General features: G+C 71.3%; 20 protein-coding genes. 12 read left to right on the top strand and 8 right to left on the bottom strand.

From position 1 onward, the window contains the following. The first annotated feature begins 65 nt into the window (after positions 1-65). Both PGH47_RS06755 and PGH47_RS06750 read left to right on the top strand, forming a co-directional pair. On the top strand, positions 66-1070 hold the full coding sequence (locus PGH47_RS06755) for an EamA family transporter (protein ID WP_271662692.1): 1005 nt from the start codon (positions 66-68) through the stop codon (positions 1068-1070). A 202-nt stretch (positions 1071-1272) separates the two neighbouring features. After that, on the top strand, positions 1273-2235 hold the full coding sequence (locus tag PGH47_RS06750) for a DMT family transporter (RefSeq protein ID WP_271662691.1): 963 nt from the start codon (positions 1273-1275) through the stop codon (positions 2233-2235). Positions 2236-2298: 63 nt separating this feature from the next. Here the strand turns inward: PGH47_RS06750 and PGH47_RS06745 are convergent, their stop codons facing one another. Both PGH47_RS06745 and PGH47_RS06740 read right to left on the bottom strand, forming a co-directional pair. Further along, positions 2299-2931 carry an FMN-binding negative transcriptional regulator gene (locus PGH47_RS06745; RefSeq protein WP_271662690.1) on the bottom strand — a complete coding sequence of 211 codons (633 nt, stop codon included), beginning with the start codon at positions 2929-2931 and terminating at the stop codon, positions 2299-2301. Beyond that, positions 2931-3614: a pyridoxamine 5'-phosphate oxidase family protein gene (locus tag PGH47_RS06740; protein ID WP_271662689.1), complete on the bottom strand. Its 684-nt coding sequence runs from the start codon at positions 3612-3614 to the stop codon at positions 2931-2933. The genes PGH47_RS06745 and PGH47_RS06740 overlap by 1 nt, the downstream gene beginning before the upstream one ends. Positions 3615-3649: 35 nt before the next feature. Between PGH47_RS06740 and PGH47_RS06735 the strand changes: the two genes are divergently transcribed. After that, positions 3650-4981, top strand: a complete 1332-nt coding sequence (locus PGH47_RS06735) for an aminotransferase class I/II-fold pyridoxal phosphate-dependent enzyme (RefSeq protein WP_271662688.1) — start codon at positions 3650-3652, stop codon at positions 4979-4981. A gap of 97 nt (positions 4982-5078) precedes the next feature. Here PGH47_RS06735 and PGH47_RS06730 read toward each other — a convergent pair whose 3' ends face one another. Next, positions 5079-6026, bottom strand: a complete 948-nt coding sequence (locus tag PGH47_RS06730) for a DMT family transporter (RefSeq protein ID WP_271662687.1) — start codon at positions 6024-6026, stop codon at positions 5079-5081. A 74-nt stretch (positions 6027-6100) separates the two neighbouring features. On the opposite strand from PGH47_RS06730, the gene PGH47_RS06725 reads away from it, so the two are divergent. Then, complete coding sequence (locus tag PGH47_RS06725; RefSeq protein ID WP_271662686.1) at positions 6101-7003, top strand: LysR family transcriptional regulator; 903 nt, start codon at positions 6101-6103, stop codon at positions 7001-7003. A 55-nt stretch (positions 7004-7058) separates the two neighbouring features. On the opposite strand, the gene PGH47_RS06720 is transcribed toward PGH47_RS06725, so the two are convergent. Beyond that, positions 7059-7523, bottom strand: a complete 465-nt coding sequence (locus tag PGH47_RS06720; RefSeq protein ID WP_030959013.1) for a pyridoxamine 5'-phosphate oxidase family protein — start codon at positions 7521-7523, stop codon at positions 7059-7061. Positions 7524-7683: 160 nt separating this feature from the next. Here PGH47_RS06720 and PGH47_RS06715 point away from each other — a divergent pair, with 160 nt between their 5' ends. Beyond that, positions 7684-8325 carry an isochorismatase family protein gene (locus PGH47_RS06715; RefSeq protein ID WP_271662685.1) on the top strand — a complete coding sequence of 214 codons (642 nt, stop codon included), beginning with the start codon at positions 7684-7686 and terminating at the stop codon, positions 8323-8325. 19 nt (positions 8326-8344) lie between these two features. Here the strand turns inward: PGH47_RS06715 and PGH47_RS06710 are convergent, their stop codons facing one another. After that, positions 8345-8836, bottom strand: a complete 492-nt coding sequence (locus PGH47_RS06710) for a Rieske (2Fe-2S) protein (protein ID WP_093745244.1) — start codon at positions 8834-8836, stop codon at positions 8345-8347. Positions 8837-9055: 219 nt separating this feature from the next. On the opposite strand from PGH47_RS06710, the gene PGH47_RS06705 reads away from it, so the two are divergent. From PGH47_RS06705 to PGH47_RS06675, 7 genes are all read left to right on the top strand, one after another. Continuing rightward, positions 9056-9820 carry a HipA family kinase gene (locus PGH47_RS06705; RefSeq protein ID WP_214333243.1) on the top strand — a complete coding sequence of 255 codons (765 nt, stop codon included), beginning with the start codon at positions 9056-9058 and terminating at the stop codon, positions 9818-9820. Beyond that, positions 9817-10266, top strand: coding sequence for a DUF3037 domain-containing protein (locus PGH47_RS06700; protein ID WP_126902061.1), 450 nt, complete (start codon positions 9817-9819; stop codon positions 10264-10266). Before PGH47_RS06705 ends, PGH47_RS06700 begins: the two co-directional genes overlap by 4 nt. Positions 10267-10379: 113 nt before the next feature. Then, on the top strand, positions 10380-11141 hold the full coding sequence (fabG, locus tag PGH47_RS06695; protein ID WP_107912163.1) for a 3-oxoacyl-ACP reductase FabG: 762 nt from the start codon (positions 10380-10382) through the stop codon (positions 11139-11141). 19 nt (positions 11142-11160) lie between these two features. Beyond that, a complete protein-coding gene (locus tag PGH47_RS06690) occupies positions 11161-11922 on the top strand; it encodes an SDR family oxidoreductase (protein WP_030955013.1) in 762 nt (253 codons plus the stop codon). 207 nt (positions 11923-12129) lie between these two features. Next, positions 12130-13710 carry an ABC transporter substrate-binding protein gene (locus tag PGH47_RS06685; RefSeq protein WP_271662684.1) on the top strand — a complete coding sequence of 527 codons (1581 nt, stop codon included), beginning with the start codon at positions 12130-12132 and terminating at the stop codon, positions 13708-13710. Between the two features lie 141 nt (positions 13711-13851). Next, positions 13852-14535 (top strand): uracil-DNA glycosylase, encoded by a 684-nt coding sequence (gene ung, locus PGH47_RS06680; RefSeq protein ID WP_030955015.1) that lies wholly within the window; start codon positions 13852-13854, stop codon positions 14533-14535. 129 nt (positions 14536-14664) lie between these two features. Then, entirely contained in the window at positions 14665-15120 is a 456-nt protein-coding gene (locus PGH47_RS06675; protein ID WP_271662683.1) for a hypothetical protein, read from the top strand. A 20-nt stretch (positions 15121-15140) separates the two neighbouring features. Here PGH47_RS06675 and PGH47_RS06670 read toward each other — a convergent pair whose 3' ends face one another. The 3 genes from PGH47_RS06670 to PGH47_RS06660 all read right to left on the bottom strand — a co-directional run bounded on the left by PGH47_RS06670 (position 15141) and on the right by PGH47_RS06660 (position 16915). Beyond that, on the bottom strand, positions 15141-15644 hold the full coding sequence (locus PGH47_RS06670; protein WP_271662682.1) for a hypothetical protein: 504 nt from the start codon (positions 15642-15644) through the stop codon (positions 15141-15143). A 112-nt stretch (positions 15645-15756) separates the two neighbouring features. Further along, positions 15757-16269 carry a DinB family protein gene (locus PGH47_RS06665; RefSeq protein ID WP_271662681.1) on the bottom strand — a complete coding sequence of 171 codons (513 nt, stop codon included), beginning with the start codon at positions 16267-16269 and terminating at the stop codon, positions 15757-15759. Between the two features lie 19 nt (positions 16270-16288). Further along, entirely contained in the window at positions 16289-16915 is a 627-nt protein-coding gene (locus tag PGH47_RS06660; protein ID WP_271662680.1) for a TetR/AcrR family transcriptional regulator, read from the bottom strand. Positions 16916-16994: the final 79 nt, after the last annotated feature.

The raw sequence follows: 16994 nt of genomic DNA, 5'->3' as shown, positions 1-16994 counted from the left end.
CGGACCGTCCATACCGCGAGACAGGTGTCAACGGGGGTGACGCTGCTGTCATCGCCTGTCATCATGTGCCGGTGCGCAAGTCTCAGAGCGGCCAGGTGGGCCGTGGCAAGGGTTTCGGGCTCGGTCTGGCGGTCGTATCCGCGTTCGCCTTCGGGGGTTCCGGCGTCGCGGCCAAGCCGCTGATCGAGGCGGGGCTCGACCCGCTCCACGTGGTGTGGCTGCGGGTGGCCGGCGCCGCGCTGGTCATGCTGCCGCTCGCCGTGCGCCACCGCGGGCTGCTGCGGGAGCGCCCCGCCCTGCTCGCCGGGTTCGGCCTGCTCGGCGTGGCCGGTGTGCAGGCGTTCTACTTCGCCTCGATCTCCCGCATCCCGGTCGGTGTCGCCCTGCTCGTCGAGTACCTCGCGCCCGCCTTGGTCCTCGGCTGGGTGCGGTTCGTCCAGCGGCGGCCGGTGACGCGTGCGGCCGCCGTCGGCGTGATCCTCGCGGTCGGCGGCCTGGCCTGCGTCGTCGAGGTGTGGGCGGGCCTGAGCTTCGACGCCCTCGGACTGCTCCTCGCGCTCGGCGCCGCCTGCTGCCAGGTCGGCTACTTCGTCCTGTCGGACCAGGGCAGCGACTCCGGCGAGCGGGCACCCGACCCGCTCGGCGTCATCGCGTACGGCCTGCTGGTCGGCGCCGCCGTCCTGACCGTCGTGGCCCGCCCCTGGAACATGGACTGGGCGGTCCTCGCGGGCACCGCCGACATGGACGGCACCCCGGTCTCGGCCGGCCTGCTGCTGGCCTGGATCGTGCTCGTCGCCACCATCCTCGCGTACGTCACCGGCGTGGTCTCGGTGCGGCGGCTGTCGCCGCAGGTCGCCGGCGTCGTCGCGTGCCTCGAAGCGGTGGTGGCGACCGTCCTCGCCTGGTTCCTGCTCGGCGAGCACCTGTCGGCGCCGCAGATCGTCGGCGGCGCGGTCGTCCTCGCCGGGGCGTTCATCGCCCAGTCGTCGGCGCCCGCCAAAACCTCGGTCGAACCGGTCGCCAGTGGTGGACCCGAGCGTGAGTTGTCCGCCCGCGGAAACGTCGCCTAGGCTGCGCAATCATGCCTTCGACACTCGTTCTTCCGCCTCCGGCCGCCTGAGGCGGGCCTCCGGAAAAGCCGAGCCTCGGTGCCCGACGGGAACTGAACCCCGCGCACCGCACGGCGCAACGGTGCTGCCCGCGGACGAAGTCCATGGACCCCGCTGAACCGGGCTCCTCCCTGCGCTTCTGCATGTCTGCGGAGAAACACTCGTGTCGAACACACCACTCTCCGGCCTGCCCATCGGGCGAGGCCTCATCTACCTGATCATCGCCGGTGCCGCCTGGGGCACCGCGGGCGCCGCCGCCTCGCTGGTCTACCGGACCAGCGACATGGGGCCGATCGCCCTGTCCTTCTGGCGCTGCGCGGTCGGCTTCGTGCTGCTGCTCGCCGTGCGCCTGCTGCGGCCCCGTCCCCGGCGCACCGTCTCCGAGCCACTCGCCCGCAAGGCGCTGCGGGCCGGGGCCACCGGCATCGGGCTCGCCGTGTTCCAGACGGCCTACTTCGCGGCCGTGGAGGCCACCGGTCTCGCCGTGGGCACGGTCGTCACCCTCGGGGCCGGCCCCGTCTTCATCGCCCTCGGCGCCCGGCTGACGCTGGGGGAGCGGCTCGGTCGCGGCGGTGTCGCGGCGGTGGCCGGCGCGCTCACCGGGCTCGCGGTGCTCGCACTCGGCGGCGAGGGCGCGACCGTACGGCCGTGGGGCGTGTTCCTGGCCCTGGTGGCCGCGGCCGGGTACTCCGTGATGACCCTGCTGACCCGCAAGTGGGGCCGCGACGGAGGGGCGGACGCCGCCGAGACGTCCGTGTGGGCCTTCGCGGTCACCAGCCTGTGCCTGCTGCCGCTCGCCCTCGTCGAGGGGCTGCTGCCGCACACCCCCGAGCCGATCAGGCTCGTCTGGCTGCTGGTGTACATCGCGGCCGTCCCCACGGCTCTGGCGTACGCCCTCTATTTCGCGGGCGCGGCCGCCGTACGGTCGGCCACCGTCTCCGTGATCATGCTGCTGGAGCCGGTCAGTGCCGCGGTGCTGGCCGTCGTCCTGCTCGGCGAGCACCTGACCGCTCCGACCCTCGTCGGCACCCTGCTGATGCTCGGTTCCGTCGCGGGCCTCGCGGTGGCGGAGACCCGCGGGGCGCGGCGGGAGAAGGAGCGGGAGCGCGAACCGATGTCGGCCTGACGCCGAGGGGTCCCGCACCTCACCGGTGCGGGACCCCTTGTCCCCTTGCTTCGGGTACTCCCCTCAAGCGGGGCGCCGCCGCAGCATGTGCTCACGTGCCGCCGCGTCACGCGGCCCGCCGCGCCCGGCCAGATTGCCCGCGATCCGGTCCTGGACCTCCGCCGTCCGTCGGCCCCCGAACTTGAATTTCGCCCGCACGCCGGTGACCTGCAGCCGCAGCCCCCGGATGCCGGACAACAGCCTGCCGTACGGTGCCAGGCCCACCCCCACCTCCGCCGAACCGCCCTCCGGCTGGAAGTGACCGACCTGGCGGTTGAGGAGCTCGGCCTTCCCGGCCGGGTCGTCGACGACACGCGCCCGGCACCGGAGCTGGACCGCCGCGTAGAAGCTGGTCGGTTCGCCGTGCTCGGCAGGCTGCTCCGGACCGGCCTGCCATGGGCCCGGCACGTACACGTAGTCGTCGACCACGCTCAGCACGACCTCGGGGTTCGCCAGCAACGCCGGCCACATCGGGTTGGGTCGCGCCAGATGCGTGACGACCTCGCCGGTCTCGGCGTCGAACGCGAAGTGGAGCGGTTGGACGTGCGGCGGCTCGCCGTCGAGGCCGTTGACCACGAGCTGCCCGAAGTCGTGGTCGTCAAGCCACCGCTGCCACTCGGCGTCGTCGTGGGGCGCGTCCCAGGGGTGGATCAGCATCACAGGTCCGCGAGGTAGCCGGGGACTTCGGTGCCGGGGGCCAGGTCGGGGTCGCTGATCGGCGCGTCGTAGCCCTTGCGCAGCGGGACGACGCCGGCCCAGTGGGCGAGGGCGAGGTCCTCGGGCTCGTCGTTCACACCGCCGGTGCGCAGCTTGGCGGAGACCTCGTTCAGGTCGAGGCGGATCACGGCGGTGGCGGCGAGCTCCTTCTTGTTGGCGGGCCGGGAGTCACGGGACCGGCCCGCCACCACGTGGTCGACGAGCGCGTCGAGGGCGGTGCGCTTCTCCTCCGGGTCCGTCACGTCGTACGCGGTGCCGTGCACCACCACGGACCTGTAGTTGATCGAGTGGTGGAAGGCCGAGCGGGCCAGGATCAGCGCGTCGACATGCGTCACCGTCAGGCACACCGGAAGACCGGGGTCCGCCTGGCCGGTCATGCGCAGCGGGCGCGAGCCGGTGGAGCCGTGGACGTAGAGCGTCTCGCCGACGCGGCCGAACAGCGTGGGCAGCACGACGGGCGCGCCGTCGCGGACGAAGCCGAGGTGGCAGACGTAGGCCTCGTCCAGTATCGAGTGCACCAGTTCCTTGTCGTACGCCGCGCGCTCCGCGGAGCGGGTGGGGACGGTGCGGTCGGTCGGCGTGTAGGCGGCGGCTTGCGACGTCGGTTCCTCGGTCCCCTGCATTGCGCTCTCCATTGCACTAGTACATAATGTGGTTTGTGCTAGAAGGTTATCGGATCGAAGGGCGTCGCGCAGCTGAGATCGCGGCCAGCGTCGAGCGCGCGGTCGGCTCGGGCGACCTGGAGCCCGGCCAACTGCTCCCACCCATGCGGGAGTTGGCGACCGACCTGGGAGTGAACCCCAACACGGTCGCCGCCGCCTATCGCGTCCTGCGCGAGCGCGGAGTGATCGAGACCGCCGGCCGGCGCGGCAGCCGGGTGCGGCCGAGACCCGCCACGACGGGGCGTGAGTCCGTCCGGGTGGACGTGCCCGAGGGCGTCCGGAACGTGGCGAGCGGCAACCCGGACCCCGCTCTGCTGCCGTCCCTGGCGAAGGCGTTCGCGGCCGCTGCCGAGCTCGCCGACCGGGAACCGGTGCTTTACGGCGACGAACCCGTGGAACCGGAGCTGGCGCGCATCGCCCGCGCCCGCCTGGACGCCGACGGGGTACCGGAAGGACCGCTCGCCGTCGCCTCGGGCTCGCTCGACGCCATCGAGCGCGTGCTCGGGGTCCATCTCGAACGGGGGGACACGGTCGCCGTCGAGGACCCCGGCTGGGGCAGCCTGCTCGACCTGATCCCGGCACTCGGCCTGCGCACGGTCCCCGTCGGGGTCGACGACGAGGGGCCACTGCCCGACGACGTACGGCGGGCCCTCGACTCCGGGGCCCGCGCCCTGATCGTGACCGACCGCGTGCAGAACCCCACCGGAGCCGTGGTGAGCTCCACGCGCGCGCGTGCCCTGCGCTCCGTGCTGCGGCAGCACCCGGAGATCCTGCTGATCGAGGACGACCACGGCTACGGCATCGTCGACCTCCCCGTGCACCCGCTCGCCGGCACCACCCGCCACTGGGCCTTCGTCCGCTCGGTCGCCAAGGCGTACGGCCCCGACCTGCGGCTCGCCGTGCTCACCGGGGACGAGGTGACGGTGGACCGGGTGCGCGGCCGGCAGCGCCTCGGCGCCGGCTGGGTCAGCCGGCTGATGCAGCGGGCCGTGGTGCGGCTGTGGAGCGACGGCGCGGTCGACCCGGCGGCGGTGGCGGCGGCCTACGCCGTACGCCGGGACCTGCTGATCCGGGCACTGGCAGAGCATGGCGTCAGGGCCCACGGCCGCAGCGGCCTCAATGTCTGGATCCCGGTCCCCGACGAGACGGGCGCCGTGGCCCGGCTGCTCCACGCCGGTTGGGCGGTGGCCCCCGGGGCCCGCTTCCGCACGAGCTCACCCCCCGGAATCCGCGTCACCACCTCGACCCTCACGGAGGCGGAGGCCGCCCCCTTGGCAGCCGCGGTGGCAACGGCGGTGGGCCCGGGCCCGGCAAGAAGCTACGTCTGATCGGCGGGGACGAAAGCCAACCCCGAAGGGGCGCGGGGAACTGCGCGACCAGCAACATCCGACCCGCAGCCGCCCACGATCCTCGCGCCCCCTCCCGTCAGCCGCTCCGCCGCACCTGGGTGAGCGCCGCACCCGCCAGCACGATCACCGCCCCCACAGGCGTCGTCCAGGCGAGGGACTCACCGAGCACGGCAACCCCCGCGGCCGTGGCGATGACCGGAATGAAGTAGGTGACCATCTGAGCCGTGGTCGGCCCCACTTCCGCGACCAACCCGTACTGAAGCAGCACGGCGAGCCCCGTCCCGAGAGCACCCAGTGCCACGATCGCCAACAGCGGCACGAGAGGGAACGACGTCGGCACGGACGTGAACAACGGCGTGACAACGGCCAGTTGAACCGTCGCCAGCAACAACTGCGCCCCCGTCAACGACAGATGCGACTCCCCGGCCCCGGCCAGCGTCCGCCGGACGTAGATCCAGCCGATCGGATAGCTCAACGACGCCAGCAGCGCCATGGCCGTACCCGTGGCGTCCAGCCCGTGGAAGCCCTGCCAGGCTCCGAGCACCGTCAGCACCCCGATGAACCCGATGCCGAGCCCGGCCACCCGGACCCGCGTCGGCCGGTCCTCCGACAGCGCGACCATCGACAGAGCCATGCCCCACAGCGGCGACGTCGCGTTGCAGATGCCCGCAAGCGTGGACGGGATGGTCAGCTCGGAGTACGCGAACAGGGAGAACGGCAGCGCGTTCAGCAGGAACGCGGCCACCGCCAGATGCCCCCACGTGCGCACCCCGCGCGGCAGCCGCTGCCGCTTCACCGCCATCGCGGCCGCCAGCACCGCCGTACCGAACACCAGCCGCCCCAGCGTGACCTGGAATGGCGCGTACCCGTCGGTGCCGACCTTGATGAGCAGGAAGCTGAAACCCCAGATCAGGGAGAGGGCGGCGAAGCGCAGCCGCCAGTCGAGGCGGCCGCGGGGGCGAGATCGGACGGAGGACGCGGACGCGGGCCCGGCCGCGTCGCGCGAGGCGGTGACGGTGGTCATGGCAGCAACCCTGCCGTCATCAACCTCGTAGCACAATCGAGATTTCGCGCACGATATCTCGTAGCATTGCTTACATGTTGAACCTGGAGCGCCTGCGCACCCTCGACGCCCTCGCCCGGCACGGCTCGGTCAGCGCCGCCGCCGAGGGGCTGCACATCACGACGTCGGCCGTCTCGCAGCAGATGTCGAAGCTGGAGCGGGAGGTCGGCCAGCAGCTCCTGGCCAAGAACGGCCGGGGCGTACGGCTCACCGATGCCGGGCGGCTGCTCGCCGACCACGCGGCCCGCATCCTGTCGCAGGTCGAGCTCGCCCAGGCCGATCTGGAGGCACAGCGCGGTCAGGTGGTCGGCGAGCTGCGGCTGGTCGCCTTCCCGACCGCCCTGCGAGGGCTGTTCCCGGCCGCGCTCACCGCGCTGCGCACCGACCATCCGGCGCTGCGCCTGACGACACGCGAGCTGGAGCCCGAGTACGGGGTCGCCGCAGTGCTGCGGGGCGACGCCGACCTGGCCGTCGTCCTCGACTGGTACAACAAGCCGCTGCCCATGCCGGAAGGGCTCGCCAAGGCGCCGATCCTCGACGACCGCGTGGAGATCGCGATGCCCGAGGGGCACCCGCTCGCCGACCGGAGCGAGGTCGACCTGGCGGACTTCGCGGGCGACGAGTGGGTCGCCTGGCCCGAGGGCGAGTTCTGCCACGAGTGGCTGCTCTACACCCTGCGGACCAAGGGGATCGAGCCGCGGATCGCCCATCGCGCGGAGGAACACCACACCCAACTCGCCCTGGTCGCAGCCGGGTTGGGGGTGTGCGTGGCGCCCAGGCTCGGCCGCGACCCGATGCCGCTGGGCGTGCGGGCCGTGCCGGTGCGCAACCGCGTCCACCGCTACGTCTACGCGGTGTGGCGCGCCGACGCCGACCGCCGCCCGTCGATCCGGGCGGCGGTCCAGGCGCTGCGGACGGCGGCCGAGAAGGTCGGCTGAATCCAGGCCTCCGCCGAGCCGAGCCCGACCCCGTTCGCGTGGAACCCGATCCTCGCTAGGACCCCAGCTTCCGGAAGTCCCAGGACACGATCTTCTCGGGAGTCAGCCGTATCCAGGCGTGCCGGCCGTCGTGCGGCATCTCGTCGAGGCCGAAGTTCTTGCGGGCGAACAGCGTCTCGGGCACGTCGAGTTCGGCGCGCAGCTCGCCCACGCGCGGTGCCTCGCCCACGAAGTCGACGGTGCCGGACAGCTCGACGCCGCGCAGCTGCTCGTACTCCTCACCCGTGTCGATCACGATCGCGACCCGCGGATCGCGCCGCAGGTCCGTCCACCGCTTGCTGCGGACGACCGAGTACAGCCACAGCGAGTCGCCGTCCCAGGCGAACCACAGGGCGCTGACGTGCGGAAAGCCGTCGGCGGACACGGTGGCGACCCGGCAGGTGCGCTGCTCGGTGAGGAACTCGTCCAGCTCACCGGGCGTCATCATGATCTTCCGGCCCCGGCGCTGAGTGACGGTCATACGTCCCCCTCTTCTCTCACGTCGTGCCAGAGGAGAGATCCTCTGACATCACGTCAGAAAAGGATGAGTCGTCTTCCGTCCACGCGCAATGGTGGTTCCGTCCTTGCGCGTTGATGGCTACGCTCGCCGGCCACGCCGCCGTCGGGCACAGGGGGACCCCATGCCGTCGAACGACCGACTCAGCGCAACTCTCGACCCCGCCACCACCGTCCTGCTCACCGTCGAATGCCAGCAAGGCGTCGTCGGACCGGACAGCGCTCTGCCCGAACTCGCCAAGGAGGCACGGGACTCGGGCGTCCTCGCCAACGTCGCCAGGCTGGTGGCCGCGGCCCGCGCGAGCGGCGTCCAGGTGATCCACGCGATCGCCGAACGCCGCCCCGACGGCCGCGGCGCCAACCGCAACGCCCGCCTCTTCCGAGCCGCCGAACGCCTCCCCGTCCAACAGCTGACCGGCACCGACGCGGTACGCGTGGCGGAGCCGATCGAGGTGGCCGAGGAGGACCTCGTCGTACGGCGGCTGCACGGGCTGTCGCCGATCCAGGGCACCGATGTCGACGCGCTGCTGCGCAACCTGGGCTGCCGCACGCTCGTGATCACCGGAGTCTCGGCCAACGTCGCGATCCCCAACGCCGTGTTCGACGCCGTCAACCGCGGCTACACGGCCGTCGTGCCCACGGACGCCATCGCGGGAGTGCCCTCCGACTACACCCCCGCGATGATCAGCCACACCCTCGCACTGGTCGCCACGGTCGCGACCACGGACGAGGTGCTGGGGTGTTTCGCGCGTCCGAGCGGGGCCTGAGCCCGTTCGGTGCCGCCGGTCAGGCCAGCGTGATCGAGTCGCCCGACACGCTGATCTGCTTGGCGGCCAGCGGCTGCGTCGCGGGCCCCTTCTTCACGCTGCCGTCGAGGACGGAGAACTGACTGCCGTGACAGGCGCAGGAGAGGGTGTCCTCCTTCAGGTCCGTCATCGGGCAGTTCTGGTGGGTGCAGATCGTCGAGAAGGCCTTGAAGTCGCCGGCCGCGGGCTGCGACACGACCACCTTCTCGTCGCTGAAGACCTTGCCCGAGCCCTCCGGGATGTCGGCGGTCTTCGCGAGCGCCGCACCTCCCGCGCCGGCGTCGGCCGAGGAGCCGCCGCCCGACTCGGTGGTCGCGCCGCCGCCGGCGGCACCCTGTTCGGTGGAGGAGTCGGACGCCCCGTCGTCCGATCCGCACGCGGTCAGCGCAGCGGCGAGCCCGGCCGCGCCGACCGCCGCCACGACGGTACGGCGGCTCGGTCCCGACACCGGCTGAACGAATTCGCTGGTCATGCTGACGTTCCTTCCCGTCATTCGTGATCTGCCGAGAGGTACGGTCCTTTGGGACCGGCTGTTCAGACGATGTCGAAATCCTGACCCGGTCCGGCCGGGAGATGGGTAAAGCGGAGCTGTCGGTTCACTGTCCGGAGCTGTCGATCCGCTGTCGACGCCGACGCACCGCCGCCCGCCGGGGCCGCCCCCGCCCCCTCCCCGCGCCAGTAACCTGGGGCGATGCTCAAGGAAGTCATCGCGACCCGCTACATCACGCCCCTGCGTGAGGGCGGCTCACTGCCGGGACTCGTCGAAGCCGACGACTTCGGGACGTACGTCATGAAGTTCACCGGCGCGGGACAGGGCCGCAAGACGCTGATCGCCGAGATCGTCGTCGGCGAACTCGCCCGCAGGCTCGGGTTCCGGGTGCCCCGGCTGGTGACCGTCGAGCTCGACCCGGTGCTGGGGCTCGGTGAACCCGACCAGCAGGTGCAGGACCTGCTCAGGTCCAGCGGCGGTACCAACCTCGGGATGGACTTCCTCTCCGGCGCGCTCGGCTTCGACCCCCTCGCCTTCGAGGTGAGCGCCGAGGAGGCCGGCCGGATCGTGTGGTTCGACGCGCTGGTGAACAACGTCGACCGCTCCTGGCGCAACCCCAACCTGCTGATGTGGCGGCGCGACCTGTGGCTCATCGACCACGGCGCCACCATGATCTGGCACCACAACTGGCCCGGCGCACAGGCCTCGGCGGAGCGCGCCTACGACGCCTCCGACCATGCCCTCGCCTCCTTCGCACCCGAAGTGCGCGCCGCCGCCGCCGAGTTGGCGCCGCTGGTCACCGAGGAACTGCTCGCCGAGGTGACCGCCGAGGTCCCGGACGCCTGGCTGGCCGAGGAGCCCGGCTTCGACACCCCGGACGACCTCCGCCGGGCCTACGCGGGACCCCTGCTGGCCCGCGCCGCCGGCATCCACGAGCGCGTCACCGGAATCGAGGAGAGCAAGTGAGCGAGCGACACATTCACATGGCGGGCCATGTGGTCGAGCGCCACATCATCCGGGGCAGCGAGTCGAACGACCGGGACGTCTTCGAGTACGTCCTCCTGCGCGTCGTGCCCCGCGTCGAACGCGGCGAGTGCATCAACGCGGGCGTGCTGGTGTACTGCCGGCCCCAGGGCTACGTCGGTGCCCGCACCCACCTGGACGAGGCGCGGCTGCTCGCCCTCGACCCGGACGCCGACGTGGCCGGCATCCGGGCCGCGCTCGGGGCGGTCGAGCGGGTCTGCGGCGGCAGCGAGGAGGCGGGACAGGCGGCCGGCGACGACGCCGGGCGGCGCTTTCGCTGGCTCATCGCGCCCCGCTCCACGGTCGTGCAGCCGGGCCCCGTGCACACCGGGCTCACCTCGGATCCGGCGGCCGAGGCCGAACGGCTGCTGGAGCTGTTGGTGAAGTGACGGATCAGGTAATGGATCACATGCGCGCGGCCACCGTTGACACCGCGTGCCAGGACTTCTAGCGTCACGTCCATCGAAGGTACTAAGCGGTCGCTCACCGAGGAGAGTCTCTGATGTCCACCACTGATCAGCGGGTCGCCGTAGTCACCGGCGGCGCGCGGGGGATCGGCGCCGCCACCGCCGTACGGCTGGCCGCCGAGGGCCGTGCGGTCGCCGTGATCGACCTCGACGAGGCCGCCTGCAAGGACACCGTGGAGAAGATCACCGCGGCCGGCGGCAAGGCCATCGCGGTCGGCTGCGACGTCTCCGACGAGGCGCAGGTCGAGGCCGCCGTCGCGCGGATCGCCGAGGAGCTCGGTGCCCCGACGATCCTGGTCAACAACGCGGGCGTGCTGCGCGACAACCTGCTGTTCAAGATGAGCGTCGCCGACTGGGACACCGTCATGAACGTCCACCTGCGCGGCGCCTTCCTGATGTCCAAGGCCTGCCAGAAGCACATGGTGGACGCCGGCTTCGGCCGGATCGTCAACCTCTCCTCGTCCTCCGCGCTCGGCAACCGCGGCCAGGTCAACTACTCCGCCGCCAAGGCCGGCCTCCAGGGCTTCACCAAGACCCTCGCCAAGGAGCTCGGCAAGTTCGGCGTCACCGCCAACGCCGTCGCCCCGGGCTTCATCGCCACCGAGATGACCAAGGCCACCGCCGACCGCGTCGGCATGGGCTTCGAGGACTTCAAGGCCGCCGCCGCCACCCAGATCCCCGTGGCCCGCGTGGGCGAGCCCGACGACATCGCCAACGCCATCGCCTTCTTCACGGGCGAGGCGGCCGGGTTCGTCTCCGGCCAGGTGCTGTACGTCGCCGGCGGACCGCTCGACTAGGGCTGAGGGAGACACCGACATGACTGAACTGCCTGCACTCTCCGGCAAGGTCGCCCTGGTCACGGGCGCCAGCCGCGGCATCGGCTACGGCGTCGCCGAGGCGCTCGTCGCGCGCGGCGACCGCGTCGTCATCACCGGCCGGGGCGAGGACGCCCTCAAGGAGGCCGTCGAGCAACTCGGCGCCGAGCGCGCCGTCTACGTGGCCGGCAAGGCACACGACGAGGCCCACCAGGCCGTCGCCGTCGAGCGCGCCATGGAGGCCTTCGGCCGGGTCGACTACCTGGTCAACAACGCCGGTACCAACCCGGTGTTCGGGCCGCTCGCCGACCTCGACCTGAACGTGGCCCGCAAGGTCTTCGAGACCAACGTGATCTCGGCCCTGGGCTTCGCCCAGAAGACCTGGCACGCCTGGCAGAAGGACAACGGCGGCGCGATCGTAAACATCGCCTCCGTCGCCGGCATCGCGCCCTCGCCGTTCATCGCCGCCTACGGCGTCAGCAAGGCCGCGATGATCAACCTCACCCAGCAGATGGCGCACGAGTTCGCGCCCAAGGTGCGGGTCAACGCCATCGCCCCGGCCGTGGTGAAGACCAAGTTCGCCCAGGCCCTGTACGAGGGCCGGGAGGCGGAGGCCGCCGCGTCCTACCCGCTGGGCCGGCTCGGCGTCCCCTCCGACATCGGCGGCGCCGCCGCGTTCCTCACCTCGGACCAGTCCGACTGGGTCACCGGACAGACGCTCGTCGTCGACGGCGGCATCTTCCTCAACGCGGGCGTCGGCTGACCCGCGGGACACGACTTTCGACACCACTCGACACGGGCGCCGCTGGACATCAGCGGCGCCCGTGTCGACGTACCGGAAGATCACTAAACATTGACAACGTAGTCATCTAAATAACGAACAAGTGCACTACGAGACAGGAGGTCCCACGGCCGGAACACTGCGGTATCGTCTGCCGACCCTTGGTATGGCAGATCGAGGAGCGTGCGCGTGTTCAACCGGATCCGACGCCTGCGGCAGGTGGCGGCCATCGCGTCCATATCGTCCCTGGTGGCAGGTTGTGGTGTCCTTTCGTCCGACTCGACGGAGGACCAGGGACCGATCATGGTGGGGACGACGGCAGCCCCCAGCACCCTTGATCCCGCCGCGTCGTGGGACAGCTCCTGGGAACTGTTCCGCAACATTTATCAGACACTGCTGAGCTATCCCTCGGGCGCCAGCGCCCCCGAGCCGGATGCCGCGGAGAGCTGCCGGTTCACCGACAACTCGAACACGAAGTACCAGTGCGAGCTGCGTGAGGGGCTGACCTTCTCCGACGGGCACACGCTCGACGCCAAGGCGGTCAAGTACTCGATCGACCGGATCCGGAAGATCAACGTCAACGGCGGTCCCGCCGGTCTGCTGGGCAGCCTCGAACGCGTCCAGGTGCTGAACGACCGCGAGATCGTCTTCCACCTCAACAAGGCCGACGCGACCTTCCCGTTCGTGCTCGCCACCCCGGCGATGTCGATCGTCGACCCCGAGGACTACCCCGCGGACAAGCTCCGTGAGGACGGCACGATCGTCGGCTCCGGGCCGTACACCCTGTCCTCGTACGACGACGGCAAGACGGCCGAGCTGGTCAAGAACGACAGCTACGACGGCCTCGCCGAGCGCAAGAACAGCGCCGTGACGATCCGGTACTACCAGGACTCGCCCACCATGGTGAGCGCGCTGCGCGACAAGAAGCTCGACGTCGCCTTCCGTGGCCTCGCCGCCGACGACGTCGTCGACATCCAGGCCGACGACGATGACGAGCTCCAGATGATCGAGGGCTCCGGCACCGAGATCAACTACCTGGTGTTCAACCCCAAGGACCCGATGGCCGGCAAGGCCGCGGTCCGCAAGGCCGTCGCCCAGGTCGTCGACCGCCCGGCCATCGCCCACAAGGTCTACAAGGACACCGTCGAGCCGCTGTACTCGATGGTCCCCAAGGGCCTGACGGGACACACCACGGGCTTCTTCGACGACTACGGCGACCCGAGCGCGACCAAGGCCCGCAAGATCCTCACCGAGGCGGGCATCTCGACCCCCGTCAAGCTCAAGTTCTGGTACACCAGCGACCGCTACGGCTCCGCCACCAAGGCGGAGTTCGAGGAGCTGAAGAGCCAGCTGGAGGACTCCGGCCTCTTCGAGATCACTCTGAAGAGCCGTCCCTGGAAGGACTACGTCACCGGCTACCAGAAGGGCGAGTACCCGGTGTTCGGGCGTGGCTGGTTCCCCGACTTCCCGGACGCGGACAACTTCATCGCACCGTTCGTCGGCGAGCAGAACGCGCTCGGCACGCCCTACGTGACCCCCAGGATCACCGAGGACCTGCTGCCCAACTCCCGCGCACAGAGCGACCGGGCCAACGTCGTGAAGGACTTCGAGGACGCCCAGCGCATCCTCGTCGACGACGCGCGGCTGCTGCCGCTGTGGCAGGGCCGCCAGTACGTGGCCGCGAGCGCCGAGATCTCCGGTGCGGAGCGGGCACTGGACCCGTCGACGATCATGATGATGGGCGAGCTGTCCCGCAAGACCAGCTGGTAGGGAGCTCCCTCCGGGGGGTGGCAGACCGTGATGTGCGGTCCACGGGGCGATTGTCAGTGGCCGCCTGTAGGTTCTGATGCCTGGACGCGACCGCTGGTCGTGGACCGCACATCGTCTGCCGTACACCGTGAGGAAGTTGACGTGACCGACATCGCCATGCTGCCCGAGTCCTGGCGCGGGGTTCTGGGCGACGAGCTTCAGCAGCCCTACTTCAAGGAGCTGACGGAGTTCGTCGAGGAGGAGCGGGCGAAGGGTCCCGTCTACCCGCCGCGCGACGAGGTCTTCGCGGCGCTGGACGCGACGCCGTACGACAAGGTGAAGGTCTTGATCCTCGGCCAGGACCCGTACCACGGCGAGGGTCAGGGCCACGGCCTGTGCTTCTCGGTCCGCCCCGGGGTGAAGACGCCGCCCTCGCTGCGCAACATCTACAAGGAGATGCAGGAGGAGCTCGGCCACCCCGTCCCGGACAACGGCTATCTGATGCCGTGGGCCGAGCAGGGCGTCCTGCTGCTCAACGCGGTGCTGACGGTCCGCTCCGGCGAGGCGAACTCGCACAAGGGCAAGGGCTGGGAGAAGTTCACCGACGCGGTGATCAAGGCCGTCGCAGGCCGGCCCGACCCGGCCGTGTTCGTGCTGTGGGGCAACTACGCCCAGAAGAAGCTCCCGCTGATCGACGAGACCCGGCACGTGGTGGTGAAGGGGGCGCACCCCTCGCCGCTGTCGGCGAAGAAGTTCTTCGGGTCCCGCCCGTTCACCCAGATCGACGAGGCGGTGGCTCAGCAGGGCCACGAGCCGATCGACTGGCGCATCCCGAACCTGGGCTGACCGGCCTCCCGCTCGCCGGGCCGGTCGGTCGAGGGGTCGGCCCGGTCCCGTACGGAGCCGCCTGACCGGGAATGCCGGTGGGGGCGGCTAGCGTCGGGTGGGACCAGCCGACGAGGGCCGGAGGACGCGGTGGCGGAGCGACAGGGGCAGACGGCGCCGGACGCGGTGCTGACGCGGATCGGGCAGGTCGTGATGCTCCTGCACGCCGGGGACCGCGAGGAGGCCCGGCGCCGCCTGCTGGACCTGTGGGCGGAGCTCGGCGAGGGCGCCGACCCGCTGCACCGGTGCACGCTGGCCCACTACCTGGCCGACACCCAGGACGACCCCCTGGACGAACTGGCCTGGGATCTACGGGCGTTGGAGGCGGCGGAGGGTGCGGGCGGCGCGGTCGCCGTACGCGCGCTGTATCCCTCGCTGCATCTGAACCTGGCGGCCGACTACGTGAAGCTCGAACGCACGGAGACGGCCATCGCCCATCTGCGACGGGCACGGGGAGCGGCGGGTGTGCTGGGGGACGACAGCTACGGGGACGGCGTGCGGGCGGGGATTCTGAGGCTGGAGGGTCGGCTGGGGGAGGGCGTCTAGCGGGCGTGGGTCCGAGGCCCTCAGCGTCCGTACGTCTTGTCGCAGATCTGCGACTCCGGGCTGTCCGGCCGCCAGCCGCCGTATTTCCTGCCCAACTCGCAGATGTCGCCGTTGCCCCGGACCTCCTCGGGCAGCGACTGCGACAGGTCCGGGACCGGGGCGGCCGGCCGTTCCGGCCCGCGGTCGTCGGAGTGCGGGCGGCCGGGTTCCCGCCGGTCCTGGTGGCGTTCGGGGGAGTGCGTGCGAGGGGGCGGCGTCGGCCGTGCCGGGGGCGTGGGGGACGCGGTGTGTGCGTCGGACGGCGCCGCGTCGGGGCTCCGGGACGGGTCGACGAGGGTCAGGGCCTCGCGGGCCGGCGCCTGCACGACCTTGGGGTCGGTATGGACGCCCGCCCCCGGAACCGGCGGCCGGGACGGCGCCGACGGTGTCCCGGGAGCCGTCGGCTGCTGGACCGTCGTGCAGCCGCCGAGGGCCGAGACGGCCACGGTGACCAGGAGCGTTGCGGTGGTCGTCGTTCGATGCACGCGCGCAACTCTGCTGGGTCGTCCGCCCGTTGGGACAGCGGACAAGCAGAGGTTGGTCCACACGGGTGATCTCCGGCCCCGTACGGACGGCGCGGGCCCGCCCCGGCTGACGTCAGTCGCCGGTCGCGCCGTCGAGGCGCTCGCGGATCAGGTCGGCGTGCCCGTTGTGACGGGCGTACTCCTCGATCATGTGGGTGTAGATCCAGCGCAGGTTGAACTGCTCTCCGCTGCGCCGGCTCCGGCCCTTGGAGAGATCGGCGAGACCGAATCCGGCGGCGTTGCGCCGGGCGATGTCGATCTCGGCCTGCCAGGTGGTGTACGCCTCCTGCCAGGTGTCCGCCTCGGTGAGATGGAACTCGCCGTCCGGGTCCTCCTCCGTGCCGTAGATCGGTCCGGCGTCGTCGGTCATGAGCACCTGACGGAACCAGCCGCGCTCCACCTCCGCCATGTGCCGCACCAGCCCCATCAGGGACAGCTCGGACGGCTCCACGGACGCGGTCCTGAGCTGGGCGTCGGTCAGACCTTCGCACTTCCACGCGAGCGTCTGACGGTGGTAGTCCAGCCAGCCCTCCAGCATCGTGCGCTCGTCGGCGGTGGTCGCGGGCTCGTCGCGTTCTGTCGTCATGCCCGCATCGTCGCTCAACTCACCCTGGCTCACCAGCAGTTTTCGCGGGCTCGGAAGGCTCGTCGAACATCCCGCCGAGCAGTTCCCGCAGCCCCGCCCGCACCTCGTCCAGGCTCGGCGCCTCCGCGTTGAAGGACCCGGCCACACAGTTGAACATCAGCCCGTCCGCCCACGAGACCAGCGACAGCACGTGCCGGGCCGGGGCCGTCGAGCCCAGGGCGGTCACCAGGGCCGAAAGCTGGTCGCGGAAGCGGGCGCCGGTCGCGTCGAAGTAGGCGCGCAGCTCGGGGCGGCGCGTGGCCTCCAGGGCGAGTTCGTAACGGGCGAGGGTCAGTTCGCGGTTGCGGGTCAGGGAGCGGTGCGTGGCCAGTGCCAGCCCGTCGGCCAGCGAGTCCAGGCCGCCGCGCGGGTCCGGCATCTCCTCCAGGGCCAGGACCTTCGCCTCTCGGTCGGCGAGCCTGCGCACGGTCACTTCCAGCAGTGCCTGCCGGGTGCGCGCCACGTTCGACGTCGAGCCCTGCGGCAGCCCGGCCGTCTCGTCGACCGCCCGGTGCGTGAGCCCGCGCATCCCGCGCTCGGCGAGCAGCGCGAGGGCGGTGTCGGCGACGAGATCGGCGCGCGAGGCGCCCGTGGTGCGTTCGGACATGGAGATCAACCTACTCCCCTCACTACGTCTGTAGTACAGTCGGCACATGAAGGCACTACACCTGTAGTTTTCTCAGGAG

This window comes from Streptomyces sp. HUAS 31, from assembly GCF_028198125.1.
GTDB lineage: Bacteria > Actinomycetota > Actinomycetes > Streptomycetales > Streptomycetaceae > Streptomyces > Streptomyces chartreusis.
The sequence above is the reverse complement of the archived record's forward strand: the minus strand, read 5'-3'. Positions and strand labels throughout refer to the sequence as shown.

Coding starts and splice junctions, on each gene's coding strand:
- fabG (WP_107912163.1), top strand. CDS start 10,380: ATGTCCACCACTGATCAGCGGGTCGCCGTAGTCACCGGCGGCGCGCGG.
- PGH47_RS06660 (WP_271662680.1), bottom strand. CDS start 16,915: ATGTCCGAACGCACCACGGGCGCCTCGCGCGCCGATCTCGTCGCCGAC.
- PGH47_RS06705 (WP_214333243.1), top strand. CDS start 9,056: ATGCTCAAGGAAGTCATCGCGACCCGCTACATCACGCCCCTGCGTGAG.
- PGH47_RS06730 (WP_271662687.1), bottom strand. CDS start 6,026: ATGACCACCGTCACCGCCTCGCGCGACGCGGCCGGGCCCGCGTCCGCG.
- PGH47_RS06720 (WP_030959013.1), bottom strand. CDS start 7,523: ATGACCGTCACTCAGCGCCGGGGCCGGAAGATCATGATGACGCCCGGT.
- PGH47_RS06690 (WP_030955013.1), top strand. CDS start 11,161: ATGACTGAACTGCCTGCACTCTCCGGCAAGGTCGCCCTGGTCACGGGC.
- PGH47_RS06710 (WP_093745244.1), bottom strand. CDS start 8,836: ATGACCAGCGAATTCGTTCAGCCGGTGTCGGGACCGAGCCGCCGTACC.
- PGH47_RS06715 (WP_271662685.1), top strand. CDS start 7,684: ATGCCGTCGAACGACCGACTCAGCGCAACTCTCGACCCCGCCACCACC.
- PGH47_RS06725 (WP_271662686.1), top strand. CDS start 6,101: ATGTTGAACCTGGAGCGCCTGCGCACCCTCGACGCCCTCGCCCGGCAC.
- PGH47_RS06740 (WP_271662689.1), bottom strand. CDS start 3,614: ATGCAGGGGACCGAGGAACCGACGTCGCAAGCCGCCGCCTACACGCCG.
- PGH47_RS06665 (WP_271662681.1), bottom strand. CDS start 16,269: ATGACGACAGAACGCGACGAGCCCGCGACCACCGCCGACGAGCGCACG.
- PGH47_RS06745 (WP_271662690.1), bottom strand. CDS start 2,931: ATGCTGATCCACCCCTGGGACGCGCCCCACGACGACGCCGAGTGGCAG.